The sequence below is a fragment of the Caulobacter sp. NIBR2454 genome, from assembly GCF_027474405.1.
In the GTDB taxonomy this organism is placed as follows: domain Bacteria; phylum Pseudomonadota; class Alphaproteobacteria; order Caulobacterales; family Caulobacteraceae; genus Caulobacter.
The window spans coordinates 1,909,020-1,922,647 of sequence record NZ_CP114871.1; the positions used below are offsets into that span (position 1 = coordinate 1,909,020).

General features: G+C 64.1%; 15 protein-coding genes. 7 read left to right on the forward strand and 8 right to left on the reverse strand.

What is annotated here, in order from left to right; genetic code table 11:
- Nucleotides 1-4 precede the first annotated feature (4 nt).
- The 4 genes from O5K31_RS09375 (at nucleotide 5) to O5K31_RS09390 (ending at nucleotide 3,143) form a co-directional block, all read left to right on the forward strand.
- Nucleotides 5-409: a DUF2177 family protein gene (locus O5K31_RS09375; RefSeq protein ID WP_269713306.1), complete on the forward strand. Its 405-nt coding sequence runs from the start codon at nucleotides 5-7 to the stop codon at nucleotides 407-409.
- 61 nt (nucleotides 410-470) lie between these two features.
- Nucleotides 471-1,034, forward strand: a complete 564-nt coding sequence (locus O5K31_RS09380) for a sigma-70 family RNA polymerase sigma factor (protein WP_269713307.1) — start codon at nucleotides 471-473, stop codon at nucleotides 1,032-1,034.
- Complete coding sequence (locus O5K31_RS09385) at nucleotides 1,031-1,732, forward strand: anti-sigma factor (protein ID WP_269713308.1); 702 nt, start codon at nucleotides 1,031-1,033, stop codon at nucleotides 1,730-1,732. The genes O5K31_RS09380 and O5K31_RS09385 overlap by 4 nt, the downstream gene beginning before the upstream one ends.
- 7 nt (nucleotides 1,733-1,739) lie before the next feature.
- Nucleotides 1,740-3,143, forward strand: a complete 1,404-nt coding sequence (locus O5K31_RS09390; protein ID WP_269713309.1) for an FAD/NAD(P)-binding protein — start codon at nucleotides 1,740-1,742, stop codon at nucleotides 3,141-3,143.
- A 46-nt stretch (nucleotides 3,144-3,189) separates the two neighbouring features.
- Here the strand turns inward: O5K31_RS09390 and O5K31_RS09395 are convergent, their stop codons facing one another.
- Nucleotides 3,190-3,771 (reverse strand): hemerythrin domain-containing protein, encoded by a 582-nt coding sequence (locus O5K31_RS09395; protein WP_269713310.1) that lies wholly within the window; start codon nucleotides 3,769-3,771, stop codon nucleotides 3,190-3,192.
- Nucleotides 3,772-4,042: 271 nt separating this feature from the next.
- Here O5K31_RS09395 and O5K31_RS09400 point away from each other — a divergent pair, with 271 nt between their 5' ends.
- Nucleotides 4,043-4,462, forward strand: coding sequence for a MerC domain-containing protein (locus O5K31_RS09400; protein WP_269713311.1), 420 nt, complete (start codon nucleotides 4,043-4,045; stop codon nucleotides 4,460-4,462).
- Nucleotides 4,463-4,507: 45 nt separating this feature from the next.
- Nucleotides 4,508-5,197: a MarC family protein gene (locus tag O5K31_RS09405; protein ID WP_269713312.1), complete on the forward strand. Its 690-nt coding sequence runs from the start codon at nucleotides 4,508-4,510 to the stop codon at nucleotides 5,195-5,197.
- Nucleotides 5,198-5,202: 5 nt separating this feature from the next.
- Here O5K31_RS09405 and O5K31_RS09410 read toward each other — a convergent pair whose 3' ends face one another.
- The gene (locus tag O5K31_RS09410; protein ID WP_269713313.1) at nucleotides 5,203-6,564 is read right to left on the reverse strand and encodes a dicarboxylate/amino acid:cation symporter; all 1,362 of its coding nucleotides are present in this window, start codon (nucleotides 6,562-6,564) and stop codon (nucleotides 5,203-5,205) included.
- A gap of 186 nt (nucleotides 6,565-6,750) precedes the next feature.
- Here O5K31_RS09410 and O5K31_RS09415 point away from each other — a divergent pair, with 186 nt between their 5' ends.
- Nucleotides 6,751-8,064, forward strand: coding sequence for a PQQ-dependent sugar dehydrogenase (locus O5K31_RS09415; RefSeq protein WP_269713314.1), 1,314 nt, complete (start codon nucleotides 6,751-6,753; stop codon nucleotides 8,062-8,064).
- Here the strand turns inward: O5K31_RS09415 and O5K31_RS09420 are convergent.
- Genes O5K31_RS09420 through phhA form a run of 6 tightly spaced genes read right to left on the reverse strand, consistent with a single transcriptional unit; the run spans nucleotide 8,061 to nucleotide 13,602 of the window.
- Entirely contained in the window at nucleotides 8,061-8,744 is a 684-nt protein-coding gene (locus O5K31_RS09420; RefSeq protein ID WP_269713315.1) for an SDR family NAD(P)-dependent oxidoreductase, read from the reverse strand. The genes O5K31_RS09415 and O5K31_RS09420 overlap by 4 nt on opposite strands.
- A gap of 11 nt (nucleotides 8,745-8,755) precedes the next feature.
- The gene (locus O5K31_RS09425; RefSeq protein ID WP_269713317.1) at nucleotides 8,756-9,127 is read right to left on the reverse strand and encodes a Rieske (2Fe-2S) protein; all 372 of its coding nucleotides are present in this window, start codon (nucleotides 9,125-9,127) and stop codon (nucleotides 8,756-8,758) included.
- Nucleotides 9,124-10,437, reverse strand: a complete 1,314-nt coding sequence (gene hmgA, locus O5K31_RS09430; protein ID WP_269713318.1) for a homogentisate 1,2-dioxygenase — start codon at nucleotides 10,435-10,437, stop codon at nucleotides 9,124-9,126. Before hmgA ends, O5K31_RS09425 begins: the two co-directional genes overlap by 4 nt.
- Nucleotides 10,438-10,457: 20 nt before the next feature.
- On the reverse strand, nucleotides 10,458-11,531 hold the full coding sequence (gene hppD / locus O5K31_RS09435) for a 4-hydroxyphenylpyruvate dioxygenase (RefSeq protein ID WP_269713319.1): 1,074 nt from the start codon (nucleotides 11,529-11,531) through the stop codon (nucleotides 10,458-10,460).
- On the reverse strand, nucleotides 11,528-12,736 hold the full coding sequence (locus O5K31_RS09440) for an amino acid aminotransferase (RefSeq protein WP_269713320.1): 1,209 nt from the start codon (nucleotides 12,734-12,736) through the stop codon (nucleotides 11,528-11,530). The genes hppD and O5K31_RS09440 overlap by 4 nt, the downstream gene beginning before the upstream one ends.
- On the reverse strand, nucleotides 12,736-13,602 hold the full coding sequence (gene phhA, locus O5K31_RS09445; RefSeq protein WP_269713321.1) for a phenylalanine 4-monooxygenase: 867 nt from the start codon (nucleotides 13,600-13,602) through the stop codon (nucleotides 12,736-12,738). Before phhA ends, O5K31_RS09440 begins: the two co-directional genes overlap by 1 nt.
- Between the last annotated feature and the right edge of the window lie 26 nt (nucleotides 13,603-13,628).

The following is a 13,628-nucleotide window of genomic DNA, read 5'->3' on the forward strand; positions in this document are numbered from 1 at the left end:
CACCGTGCAATACCTCTTCGCCTATATCGGGGCCGCAATCGGCTTTGTCGTGCTGGACGCAATCTGGCTGACCTTCGCTGGACCACGGCTCTACAAGCCGATCCTGGGGCCGATCCTCGCCGACAAGTTCTCCATGCCCCCGGCGGTGGCGTTCTATCTGATCTATCTGGCCGGAATCGTGCTGTTCGCCATCGAACCCGGACTGAAAGCCGGTTCGGCTCTGCGCGCCGCCCTCATGGGCGCGGCGCTCGGTTTCGTGGCCTACGCCACCTACGATCTGACCAACCAAGCTACCCTGCGCGTTTGGTCGTGGAAGATCACAGCAGCGGATCTGGCGTGGGGTGTAGTCCTTACCGCCGGCTCGGCCATGGCGGGCTATGCTGCGGCGAGGTTTTCCGAACGCTTCTGACAGTTGCAAGCCACTGCGGACCATGCGACGCCTTGGCCCACTCAAGGGCCAAGGTTGTTGAATGAGCGTGACACATCAAGACGAACAGCGCGCCGAGCTGAGCCGCGCCCTCGTCCGTACAGCCACCGGCGACCGCCGCGCGCTAGAGGAAGTTTATAATCGCACCTCGGCCAAACTATTTGGTGTCTGCCTGCGTATCTTGAGCGATAGGAGCGAGGCCGAGGACGTGCTGCAGGAAGTCTATCTCACCGTCTGGCGCAAGGCCGATCAGTTCGACCCTGATCGGGCCAGCCCGATCACTTGGCTGTCGACCTTGGCGCGCAATCGCGCCATCGACCGGCTGCGATCTTCCGGTCGGCGGGAAGCACGCCCGCTGGATGAGGCCACCGAGATCGCAGACGAGCAGCCATCCGCCTTCGACGGCCTTAGCTCCACTCAGGACGCCCAACTCCTGAATCGCTGCATGGACCAGCTTGAAGACAAGCATCGCGCCGCCGTGCGGACCGCCTTTTTCGATGGTCTGACCTATGACGAGCTGGCCCGCGCCGCTTCGGTGCCCTTGGGCACGATGAAGGGCTGGATTCGCCGTTCGCTCATGAAGCTTCGCGTGTGTCTCGAGTCATGACCGACCCCCACCACGACGATAAGGACTTCTCCGCCGCCGAATATGCGCTCGGCGTCCTCAGCGCCGACGAGCGCGTTCGGGCTCGCCGCCGCATGGAGACGGAACCCGCCTTCGCGGCCGAGGTCGCCGACTGGGATCGTCGGCTGGCGCCACTCATCGAGGAGGTGAGGTCCGTTACGCCGCCGCGCACGGTCTGGCTGCGCATCAAGGCCGGCCTGGGCGCGCAGCCTGTCGGCGTTTGGAACAATCTGACGACCTGGCGTGTGGCGACCGCCGCGTCGCTGACAGCCGCCGCCGCCTGCTTGGCGATCATCGTGACCACACCGGTTCCCGCGCCTCAAGGGATGATCGTAGCCGAACAGAAGCCCACCCCCATGGCTGTAGCGGCGCTCAAGCCCGAGGGCGGTCCGCCCGCCTTCGTGGTGGCTTATGACGAGGCCGGCAAACGTTTGATCATCGCGCCCGCCGCTGTGACGCCCGACGGCGTCCACGATCACGAGCTGTGGATGCTTCAGCCCGACGGAAAGCCGGTTTCAATGGGGGTGATCAGCGCAGGGCAGGTGCTGGTGATCCCTACCAACCGCTTTGGCCTCACATCCAGCGGATCGCTCGCGGTGTCGGCCGAACCACTTGGGGGCTCGCCCACGGGCGTCCCCACCGGCCCGGTAGTGGCGGCCGGCCAGTTGACGCCGCTGTAGCCTCTTGTTGACCAGACAGGGGCACAGCGCACTGACCGTTGCGGTCGTCGGCGATGGTTTCAGCGGGGTCCTATTGGCCCTGAAGCTGCGCGCCGCCGCCCCCGCGGCGCGGATCACGGTCATTGGCCGTCAGCGCCGTATTGGCCGCGGCCTGGCCTATGGGGCGGCCGATGGCGGTCACATGCTCAACGTGCCGATCAGCCGTATGGACGTCGGGTTGGAGCCCTCCTTTCATGACTGGCTGCGCACTTGGCATGGCCCAGACTGGAGCGTGGACGATTTTGCGCCCCGATCCCTGTTTGGCGATTACATGGGGTTCTTGGCTGACAGGGCTGTGGACGCCGGCGAGATAACGCGAATCCGCGGCGAGGCCGTGGGATTTAAGGCTGGCTCCACAGGCTCGGTGATCCTGGAGGACGGCCGCTCCGTCGCCGCGGACGTCACGGTGCTTGCGCTCGGCAATCTCCCGCCTGATCTTCCCGGCGGCTTGCCCCAGAGCATCACGCAAAGCGCGGCGTTCGTCTGCGACCCATGGGCACCCGGAGCGCTCGATGACCTGCCCTACGCCGCACCGGTAATGCTCGTTGGCTCGGGCTTGACCATGATCGATATCGCGCTGCGGCTCGTCGCACGCGGTCATCAAGGCAAGATGATCGCCGTTTCACGAAGGGGATTGCTGCCGCGCGGGCATCAGACGGGGGGCGAATGGCCGCCCTTCTTGCACGATCATGTGGGTTCAGGCCCGCTGCGGATCGCCCGCCTGATCCGCGATCAGGTCCGGCAGGCGACGGCGGCTGGCGTAGCGTGGCAGCGGGTGTTCGACGCCGCTCGCCCCGCCGTTCCCGCCGTTTGGAGTGCGTGGACCCTGGCTGAGCGCCGCCAGTTTCTCAGGCGCCTGCGGCCCTGGTGGGACGTGCACCGACATCGAACCGCGCCCGCAGTCACAGCAGCGATGCAGTCGCTGCTGGCCGAAGGTCGCCTGGAGGTGACCGCCGCAAGGTTCGGCGCCGCGCGCTTCGTGGAGGCTACGGCTCATATCGAGCTTCTTTGCACCGACGGCGCCAAGGCGGTCGAAGTCGCCCGGGTGATCAACTGCACCGGGCCGGGCGGCCGATTTGACCGAACCGCCAATCCGCTGATCGCCCACCTGCGCGACAGCGGCCAAGCTCAGATTGATCCGTTGGGTTTGGGTTTTGAGACGAGGAGCGGGGCCGTGGTCATGGCGTCCGGCGAGGTCTGCGACCGTCTCTACGCTGTGGGTCCCCTAACCAAGGCTGCATGGTGGGAAATCACCGCGGCGCCTGAAATCACGATTCAGATCGATGATCTGGTCCAGCGGCTGACCAGCGCCACGCCGCTGACGCCCTCACTCTCGGCAAGCATTTTTATGGACATGGGCGCAGGCATCTGACGCCAGCGGGCGGGCCGACACCCGTCGGGGCGGCCCGCCCTTAAGTTCATCGCGCGGGCCGCACTTCGTCAGGCGCCGCCCTGTTGTCAGAAGGCTCATCGACGGGCGCGCCTTCCTCCAATTGGTGACCCGTGAACGTGCGGGTCTCAGGCGGCGGCAGGCCGTTGGTTTCGAACTCCTGCATGGCTTCCTTCTTACGGGCGGCCATCTGGTCTCCGAGAGCGTCCATGTCGAGGCCGGCCTTGCGAGCCTGAGAGAACATCCCCTCGACGCGCTTCTCTTCTTCTTCGACGTGGTGCTCGATCATTTCCGAGAGCACCTTCACCTTGGCGTCGTAAAAATCTTCGTTCGGCTCGCTGCCGAGGATTTCAGCGATCAACACCTTGGCGCCGTCATGCTCGACATAGGCCTCGTCGATCAGGTCTTCTTCAACCGCGCCCTTGCAGGCCGGGTAGAAGATTTCCTCCTCGATGATCGTGTGAACGATCAGCTCGGTGCAAATCTGCTTGGCGATCGCCTGTTTGCGGTCGGCGCCGCGAGCCTTTTCATAGGTTTCAAACAGCTCTTCGACCTTGCGATGATCGGCTTTGAGCAAGGCGATGGCGTCGGGCTTTTCATTGGTGGGCATGGAAATCTCCCTCGATGCAGTCAGCCGACCGGCCCTGGCCCGGGTCGTCGACGCAGGGAGAACCAAACCGCAAGCTGCTGGTTCCTGTGTCGACCTTGCGACAATGGCCTGGCAGGACCCGCGCCTTGGGGCGCAATGAGGCCCTAGGCGTTCGCGCCGACTTGAATGTTATAGCATAACAACTATGTTCGAGGCCTTCCCCGCCCCCCAGGGAAGACCCGTCCCGTCCGACTTTCCTCCCCCAGCCTGTCGGACGGGACTCCTTCAAATCGTGACCGGACAGACGTCGATGAAAATCGCTCCACCGGCCAAAGCCCTCGACGTGTCCGCGATTGGACTGTCGGGACTTTGCCTGATCCATTGCCTGGTGCTTCCCGTGGTCGCCGTGGCGCTGCCTTTCCTCGGCGCATGGACTGAGGCCGAATGGATTCATGTGCTGTTTGTCGGCGTGGCGGCCCCCGTATCAGGGATCGCACTGTTTCGCCGTGGCGCCCCTCGCCCGCCCCTCGCCCTGCTGGCCTTGGCCATCACCGGACTTTTTGCGCTGGTTGGGGGTGCCGCAGGTTGGCCAACCCACGAGCTGGAGATCGTGTTGTCAGTCTTGGGCGGGCTCGCCCTTGCGGCGGCCCATCTGTGGAACCTGCGACGCGACCCTCCGCCGCCATGTTCAGACAAGCCTTCCGCGCACTAGGGGAATCGGGGCCTTTTGGGCGCACTTAGATGCGGACCCGGATTCATGGATTTCAGCCCCCTTCCGGTGACGAGTGTTATCGGCGCCTTTCTCTTGGCGTTTCCCGCCCTCTTCTCGATCGTCAATCCGATTGGCGCATCGCTGATCTTCAATGAGGTGACCGGCGACCTGTCACGCGAAGATCGCGCACGATTGGCGACGCGCATTTCAGTCTATTCGCTGTTGGTGCTGCTCGTGTCGCTCTGGTTGGGCAGCTACATCCTGAATTTCTTTGGGATCAGCCTCGGCGCGCTTCGTGTGGCGGGTGGGCTCGTAGTGGCGATCCGCGCATGGGGCCTGCTGATGGCTCCGGAAGTCCAGGAAGGCAGGAAGGCTGACGACGCCGCCCTGGCCAAGGGCTCCCACGATGATGTCGCCTTCTTTCCGCTGACAATGCCCTTCACGACGGGACCCGGCACGATCTCGGTCGCCATTGCCCTGTCGTCGCAGCGACCCACGGACGGTCCAGGGACAGCTTCATTCTTTATCGGCGCAAGCGTCGCAGCGGTCTGCATGGCCGCGGTGATCTGGCTGTCCTACCGCTCGGCGGATCGCCTGTTGAAGCTGATCGGCGCCAACGGCGCGCGGGTCGTCTCACGTCTGGTGGCCCTGCTGCTGCTGTGCATCGGCGTGCAGATCATCAGCACGGGCCTTGAAAGTCTGCTGGGCCCGCTGATCCGCGGCGAAGTCAGCTAGGCAGGCTATTCCGCTGGCGCGATGCCAAACCGTTCGCCGCCCTCTTCATAACGGTCGCCGTCGTAGATCGACTGGTCGAGAATACCCTGCTCCTTGGCGACGATAGTCGGGACCAGGGCCTGACCCGCGACATTCACCGCGGTGCGGCCCATGTCGAGGATCGGGTCGATCGCCAACAGCAGACCAACGCCTTCCAACGGCAAGCCCAGGGTCGAAAGGGTCAGGGTCAGCATGACGACAGCCCCTGTGAGCCCCGCTGTGGCTGCCGAGCCGATGACCGATACGAAGACGATCAGCGCATAGTCCGACAGCGACAGATGCACCCCGTAGAACTGCGCCACGAAGATCGCCGCGACGGCGGGATAGATCGCCGCGCAACCGTCCATTTTGGTGGTCGCTCCGAGCGGCACGGCGAACGCGGCGTAGGCGCGTGGAACGCCCAGACGGGTCTCCGTCATCGCTTCCGTGACCGGCAAAGTGCCGATTGACGAGCGCGATACAAAGCCCAACTGCACCGCTGGCCAGACACCAGACAGGAACTTCAGCGGATTAAGGCTGTGCGCCAGCAAAAGCGTTGGATAGACGACGAACAGGACAAGACCGAGCCCGGCATAGACGGCGATGCTGAAGGAGCCGAGCTGACCCAGGGTCGTCCAGCCATATTGGGCCACCGCATTGCCGAACAGCCCGATAGTGCCGATAGGCGTCAAGCGGATCCCCCACCACAGAACCTTGCGCACGATCGCCAGGGCCGATGCGTTGAAGGCCAGGAACGGCCTTGCCGGCTCCCCGACCTTCAGGGCGGCGACGCCCGCGACCAGCGAGATGACCACGACCTGCAGCACATTGAAGGACAGGCTGGTGGCTGCGGCAGCGTCATTCAGCTTGGTGGAGGCCTGAAGGCCTAGGATGTTGCTGGGAACAAGGCTGGTCAGGAAGTCGAGCCAGGAACCCGTCGTCGTAGGAGCCTTTGCCTGCGCGGCCGTTACGGAAGCGTGGAGACCTGGTTGCAGGATGAGGCCGAGGCTTATGCCGATCACCACGGCGATCAGGGCGGTGATGGCGAACCACAGGAGCGTGCGCCAGACCAGCTGGGCGGCGTTCTGAAGCTCCCGGAGATTGGCGATGCTGGCCACAATGGCCGTGAAGACCAGCGGGGGCACCAAGGCGCGCAGCAATTGGATGAAGAGCGCTCCGACCTGACGCAGGGTCTCGGCAAGGGCATGGCCCGCCTGCCCTTCCTCGACGCCGAGGCTGCGCGCCAGCAGCCCGGCCGCCAAGCCGATCAGCATGGCGGCGAGCACCTGGAATCCGAAATTGGCCCATAAGGGCTTGTTCTTGATCGGCTGGGGGGCGGCCGTCGTCATGACCCGGCTCCGCGGGAAGAAAGTTCGAGCCTAAACCTAGTGTCGGGGTGGGGTTCTGCGATCCTAAGAATTCTGCGGTCGCTTATAGGCGTTTGGTTCGCACAGGCATTGATCGCCCATCGCTCGAACTTGCGGCAGAGTTTCGCGTTGAACTTCGACAATCAAAAGCCGGGATGGGATCGCCTGATGATAAGCAGACTTGTCGCTGGGGCAGCCATTGCTCCAATCGCACTCGTGCTTGCGGCGTGTAGCGGGCCGGCCCTGCCGACGCAGGACACCTATGGCCCCAACCCGCGTCTGCCCGAACCCAGGAAATCGCTGCTGCCGGTGATCGACATCGCGCCGGCGAAAGGCTGGCCGGAGGGTCAGAAGCCGGTCGCTCCAGCAGGCTTCACCGTCACCGCTTTCGCCGCTGATCTGGCGCACCCGCGATGGATCCATGTGCTGCCGAACGGCGACGTGCTGGTGGCGGAGACCAATGGTCCGGCCAAGAAGCCTGACGGACTGCGCGCATGGATACAGTCGAAGGTGATGGCCAAGGCCGGCGCCAAGGCGCCGAGCGCCAACCGGATCACCCTGCTGCGAGACCAGGACGGCGACGGAACGCCGGAAGTGCGAAGCGCCTTCCTGGAAGGACTCAACTCGCCGTTTGGCATGGCTCTGATCGGCGACAGCTTCTATGTGGCCAACACCGACGCCGTCGTCCGCTTCCCGTATCAGGCAGGGCAGCTACAGATCACAGCCGCGCCGCAAAAGGTCGCCGACCTGCCTGCTGGGCCGATCAATCACCACTGGACCAAAAGTCTGATCGCGAGCCGCGACGGCTCCAAGCTCTACGCGACCGTGGGCTCCAACAGCAATGTCGCTGAGAACGGGATGGAGAACGAGGAGCGCCGCGCCGCAATCCTGGAGATCGATCCCGCCACCGGCGCGAGCCGTGTCTTCGCCTCCGGACTGCGCAACCCCAATGGGATGGGCTGGCAACCGCAGAGCGGCGCGCTGTGGACCGCCGTCAACGAGCGGGACGAGATCGGAAACGATCTGGTGCCTGACTACATGACATCGGTGAAGGATGGCGGCTTCTATGGTTGGCCGTACAGCTACTACGGCCAGACGGTCGATGCGCGGGTGAAGCCGCCAAGGCCGGACCTTGTCGCTAGTGCGATCAAGCCCGACTTCGCTCTCGGCGCCCACACCGCGTCGCTGGGCCTGACCTTCTATGAAGGCGCGACATTCCCCGCCCGCTACACCGCCGGAGCGTTCGTAGGCCAACACGGCTCGTGGAACCGCAAGCCCCCCAGCGGCTACAAGGTAGCTTTCGTGCCCTTCGCCAATGGCATGCCGTCCGGCGCCGCCGAAGACTTCCTGACCGGCTTTCTCAGCCCCAAAGGCGACGCCTGGGGCCGGCCGGTGGGTGTGGCGGTCGATGGTCGCGGCGCACTTCTGGTGGCCGACGATGTCGGCAACATCATCTGGCGGGTGACTCCGGTCGCTCCCTAGTCCACTGCGGGATTGGTCACCGGCACGAGGGCGCCATTGATAGCCCGCGCCTGGGGCGAGGCCAGGAACAAGATCGCGTCGGCCACAGCCGCCGGCGCGGTCCAGGTCGCAGGATCGGCGGCTGGCATGTCGGCGCGGTTGCGCGGCGTGTCCATGATCGCGGGGAGGACGGCGTTAACCCGCACCCTGCCCTTCAATTCGGCAGCCAGGCTTTCTGTCAGTCTCGCGACCGCCGCCTTGGACGCCGCATAGGGTCCCATGCCCGCGCCGGCCACAACGGCCGCCGCCGAACCGACATTGATGATCGCTCCGCCATCAGACAGACCCGTCGCTGCGGCTCGACTGAGATTGGCGCAGGTTTCCAGGTTGATCGCGAACATCTCGCGCCAACTCTCTGGAGAGCCGTCTGAAATCATTTCGAAGGTGAAGCCGCCGGCGACATTGACCACAACATCGATGCCGCCTAACGCCGCTTTCGCGCGGTCGAAGGCCGACTGCGCCGCAGCCGGGTCGCCAAGGTCCACGCCCTCGATCACAGCCACCTCGCCGGAGAACGGCGCAACAGCATCAGCCGCCCCCCTCACGGGAACCGCGACCTTATATCCTGCGGCCAGGAACGCCTCCGTCACCGCCCTGCCCAGCCCGCCGCGCGCACCCGTCACGATAACCTTCCGCGCCATGTGGACTTCCTTCATTTGGTTCGAATGATCCCGTCCTCGACCTCGACTGGCCACGGCGTCAGCTTCTGTCCGACGCACGGTCCGCCGATACAGGCGCCGCTGTCGATGTCAAACAACGCCCCATGCCAACTGCAGGCGATCAGGTCGCCCTGAGGCGTCAGATAGTCATCCAGCTTCTGGGCCAGCGGAAGTCCCGCGTGCGGGCAACGGTCGACATAGCCGAACACCGCCCCGCCCCGCCGAACCAGGAAGCCGTGGAAGCGGCCGTCACCGATTTCCAACACCAGATTGCACGCCTTGCCGTCAGCGACCAGTTCGAGCGGCCCGAGCCGCACGCCGGCTGGAGTCGCGTGCAGGCGGCGGAACGCGGTCCCGTCGGTCAAACGCCCGGCTTTCCCTTGGTGAAGCCATTCCAGCAGTCGTCATAGTCGAGTTGCATCAATGGAGTCTCCATCGCGAACCGCGTTGGTCGGATCACCCAGCGACTTTCGAACATGAAGGCCATTGTGTTTTCGATCTTGTGCGGCCGCAGTTCGGCGACTGTCGCCTTCTCCCAGCTTTCGCGGTCGGGGCCGTGGCCGCTCATGCAGTTGTGGAGGGACGCGCCGCCCGGGGCGAAGCCGCCGGCCTTGGCGTCATACGCGCCGTGGATCAGACCCATGAACTCGCTCATCACATTGCGGTGGAACCACGGCGGACGGAACGTGTCCTCCGCGACCATCCAGCGCGGCGGAAAGATCACGAAGTCGCAGTTGGCGGTGCCGGCGATCTCAGATGGCGATGTCAGGACGGTGAAGATCGAAGGATCGGGGTGATCATAGCTGACCGTCCCGATCGTGTTGAACAGCGACAGGTCGTACTTGTAGGGCGCGAGATTGCCGTGCCAGGCGACCACGTCCAGGGGCGAGTGATCCAGCGTCGTGACCCACAGGCCGCCCTGGAATTTCTGCACCACCTCGCAGGGTGCATCGACATCCTCGAACCAGGCGCTCGGCGTCAGGAAGTCGCGCGAGTTCGCCAAGCCGTTGGAGCCAATCGGTCCCAGTTCCGGCAGGCGGAAAGGCGCGCCATAGTTTTCGCAGACATAGCCGCGCGCCTCGGCGTCATTCAGTTCCACCCGAAACCGGAGGCCGCGAGGCACGACGGCGATCTCGCCCGGCGCCACGGATAGACGACCAAGTTCGGTCGCAAGCAACAGCACACCCTGCTGAGGGACGATCAGCAGTTCGCCGTCCGCGTTAGAGAACACGCGATCGCGCATGGAGCGATTGGCAGCGTACAGGTGAATGCCGATCCCCTGCCCCGTCGCCACGTCGCCATTGCCGCCGTAGGAGACGAGACCATCGACGAAGTCGGTCGGCTCCGTAGGCATCTCAAGTGGATCCCAACGCATCCGATTGGGGCTGGGCGGGACCTCATCGAATGGACCCGAACGCAACAGTTTTCCACCGTCGTAAGGCTTGTACGGCGAATGGCTGGCGGTTGGGCGCAGTCGATAAAGCCAAGACCGCTTGTTCTCATGACGCGGAGCGGTAAAGGCGCTGCCCGACAGCTGCTCGGCATAAAGGCCGAACGGCGTCTTCTGCGGCGAGTTGCGACCAACCGGCAAAGCGCCAGCCACAGCCTCGAAAGCGAAGCTGTTGCCAAAGCCCGATCCATACGCCTGCGGCGCTTCGTTACGCCTGTCGTTCATGCGCTTGCCCTATCGAGGTCTCAGGCGTCCACCTTGATCACGCCGCGGCGGATTTGATCGAGCTCGATCGACTCAAACAAGGCCTGGAAGTTGCCGTTGCCAAAGCCTTCGTTCCCCTTGCGCTGGATGATCTCGAAGAAGATCGGGCCGAACAGGTTTTCGGTGAAGATCTGCAGCAGCAGGCCTTCCTCACCCACCGCGCCATCGATGAGGATGCGGTTCTTGCGCAGGCGTTCCAGGTCCTCGCCGTGGCCAGGCACGCGCTTGTCGACCAGTTCGTAGTAGGTCTCGATGGTATCCTGAAGCTTCACGCCGCGGGCGCGCAGACGTTCGACCGTGTCGTAGATATTCGCCGTGGTCAGGGCCAGGTGCTGGATGCCCTCGCCGTTGTATTCGCGAATGAACTCTTCGATCTGGGACTTGTCGTCCTGGCTCTCGTTCAGCGGAATGCGGATCGCCTTGTCGGGGGCGATCATCGCCTGGCTGAACAGGCCGGTCGCCTGACCCTTGATGTCGAAGTACTTCTGCTCTTCGAAGCCGAAAATCTGATTGTAGAAGGTCGACCAGGTTCGCATCTGGCCCCGGCGCACATTGTGGGTCAGGTGGTCGAGCAGATCGAGGCCGACGTTGTTGGCGGCTTCGGCCTCGACAGCGCCCGGGACCTGTTCCCAGGCGTCATAGATCGAGCCTTTGTCGCCATAGCGGTCGATGAGGTAGAGATACGAGCCGCCGATGCCTTCCAGCACATAGCTGTCTTCGCCCAACGCGCCGCGCGCCGCGTCGGCCGCCTTGGCTCCACGCGCTATCGCGGTCTCGAAGGCGGTCTTTGCGTCGGCGACACGGAAGGCCATGCCACTGGCCGACGGGCCGTGATCTGCACGGAAATCAGCGACCTGACCGGACGCCTCCTGGTTCACCAGAAGATTGATCCGCCCTTGCTTATAGCGAACCAGATCCTTGGTCGGGTGCTTGGAAAACGGAACGAAACCAAGCTGTTCGATCAGAGCCTTCATGGCCGCCGGATCAGGGCTGGTGAACTCGACGAACTCGAAGCCGTCCAGGCCGAGAGGATTGTCCTGGGTGATCGTGCTCATGCGAATTCTCCTTCGAGGCAGGCGGCGAAAGCCTGCGCGAAAACCGGAACGGTGGCGGCGGTGAGGCCCGCCAAATTGATGCGGCCGGAACCGGCCATATAGACGGCGTAGGCGCTACGCAGGTGCGAGACCTGTGCTGGGCTGACCGGCAGCAAGGAGAACATCCCGTGCTGGCGGCGCAGGCCATCCAGGCGCGGATCAGCGTCCGCCAGCGCCATGCGGACCGAAGCGATACGCAGGCGCATCTCCTCAAGTTCGGCGCGCCAGTCGGCGTTTAGGTCCGCGTTTTCCAGTACGATGCGAGCGACGGCGGCGCCGTGATCGGGCGGCATCGACCAGTTGGCGCGGGCCAGCGCCAAAATGTTGGACCGCACTAGATCAGCGCGATCAGGGTTGCGGTTTACGGCGAACAACGCGCCCGTGCGCTCGCGATAAAGACCAAAGTTCTTATCGCAGGAATAGGCGACGAGGGCATCGTCCACCGCGTCGATCACTAGGCGCGCGCCAGCAGCATCGGCTTCCAGCCCCTCGCCCAGACCCTGGTAAGCCAAGTCAATCAGCGGCAGCAGTCCGCGCGCGGCGACCACGTGGGCCACCGTTTTCCATTGGTCCAGCGTCAGATCCGCGCCGGTGGGGTTATGGCAGCACCCGTGTAGAATCACGATGTCGCCGGCCTGCGCCTTGTTCAGCGCGGCCAGCATCTCGTCGAAGCGGACACTCTGGGTCGCCGGGTCGAACCAGGGATAGGTCGCCGTGGTCAGACCCGCGGCCGCGAAGATCGGTGCGTGGTTCGGCCAGCTGGGCGTGCCCAGCCAAATGCGCGCGCCCGGACGTGCGGCGTTGATCAGCTCACAAGCCAGCCGCAAAGCGCCGGTGCCGCCGGGGGTCTGGACGCCAAACAGAGCTTCCCCATCGGCTGAACCGCCGAAAACAATCGGCTTCAGAGCGTCCACAAAACCCATATCGCCCTCAGGGCCGAGATAGGATTTGGAGGCCTGGGTCTCCAGCAGGACGCGTTCGGCCGCCTTGACGGCGCGCAGGACCGGGGTGACGCCAGCCTCGTCCTTGTAAACGCCAACGCCCAGGTCGATCTTTTGCGGACGCGGATCATTGCGATACAGCGAGATCAGCGACAGCAGCGCATCCGGCGCTTGCGGGCGCAGGCGATCGAACAGGGCTGCGGGGCCGGTGTTCAGGTCAAGCATCAGGAGGCTTTCTGTCTGGCGTAGGCCTGGGTGCCGCGATGCAGAACGCGGTCCGTGGGCAAGATCGTTTCGGTGTCGAGGTCCGGCAGGGTCTCAAGTTCGGCGTAGAGAGGCGCGAAATCGGTATCGAGGGTCTGCTGGAGCAGGTCCTTGAAGCTGTCGATGACGAAGTAGGTCTGCTGGTAGTCGTCGATCCGATACTGGGTCCGCATCACCCGCTGCAGGTCGAACCCAAGGCGGTTGGGCGACGGATCATCCAGCGCGAAGTGAGACTCGCCGTAGCTGGACACGATGCCCGCGCCATAGAGATGCAGGTCACCCGCTTCGCGGATGAGGCCAAACTCCACCGTGTACCAATAGAGCCTGGCCAGCTTGTCCAGGGAACCGAACTTCAGGGAACGCAAACCGCCCTCCCCGTAGGCCTGCATGTAGTCAGCAAAGACCGGGTTCGCGAGCAGCGGTACGTGACCGAAGACGTCATGGAAGACGTCCGGCTCCTCCAGATAGTCGATCTGGTCGGGTTTGCGGATGAAGTTGCCCGCCACGAAGCGACGGTTGGCCATATGTTCGAAAAACACGTCGTCCGGTACGAGTCCGGGCACAGCCACGACCGACCAGCCTGTCAGCTTGCGCAGCCGCTCCGAAAGCTCTTCGAAGTCAGGAATGCCCGGCTTGGAAAGGCGCAGAACATCCAGACCCTGAAGAAACGCCGGCGTGACCCTGCCGCGCAGCATGCTGGCCTGACGCTCAAATAGCTGATCCCACAGGGCATGCTCTTGCACAGTGTAGCGAGACCATTCTTGGGGAATGGTCCAGTCAGCGGCGGCGCCTGACGGCGGCGTCTGCGGTTTGGAAATCTCGCTCATGATCACATGCTATGCGATCGCGGTGA

What these genes read in the sequence shown, in the direction of transcription:
- O5K31_RS09380 (WP_269713307.1), top strand. Translation starts at nt 471, where the DNA reads ATGAGCGTGACACATCAAGACGAACAGCGCGCCGAGCTGAGCCGCGCC.
- O5K31_RS09385 (WP_269713308.1), top strand. Translation starts at nt 1,031, where the DNA reads ATGACCGACCCCCACCACGACGATAAGGACTTCTCCGCCGCCGAATAT.
- O5K31_RS09395 (WP_269713310.1), bottom strand. Translation starts at nt 3,771, where the DNA reads ATGCCCACCAATGAAAAGCCCGACGCCATCGCCTTGCTCAAAGCCGAT.
- O5K31_RS09405 (WP_269713312.1), top strand. Translation starts at nt 4,508, where the DNA reads ATGGATTTCAGCCCCCTTCCGGTGACGAGTGTTATCGGCGCCTTTCTC.
- O5K31_RS09410 (WP_269713313.1), bottom strand. Translation starts at nt 6,564, where the DNA reads ATGACGACGGCCGCCCCCCAGCCGATCAAGAACAAGCCCTTATGGGCC.
- O5K31_RS09415 (WP_269713314.1), top strand. Translation starts at nt 6,751, where the DNA reads ATGATAAGCAGACTTGTCGCTGGGGCAGCCATTGCTCCAATCGCACTC.
- O5K31_RS09420 (WP_269713315.1), bottom strand. Translation starts at nt 8,744, where the DNA reads ATGGCGCGGAAGGTTATCGTGACGGGTGCGCGCGGCGGGCTGGGCAGG.
- hmgA (WP_269713318.1), bottom strand. Translation starts at nt 10,437, where the DNA reads ATGAACGACAGGCGTAACGAAGCGCCGCAGGCGTATGGATCGGGCTTT.
- hppD (WP_269713319.1), bottom strand. Translation starts at nt 11,531, where the DNA reads ATGAGCACGATCACCCAGGACAATCCTCTCGGCCTGGACGGCTTCGAG.
- O5K31_RS09440 (WP_269713320.1), bottom strand. Translation starts at nt 12,736, where the DNA reads ATGCTTGACCTGAACACCGGCCCCGCAGCCCTGTTCGATCGCCTGCGC.
- phhA (WP_269713321.1), bottom strand. Translation starts at nt 13,602, where the DNA reads ATGAGCGAGATTTCCAAACCGCAGACGCCGCCGTCAGGCGCCGCCGCT.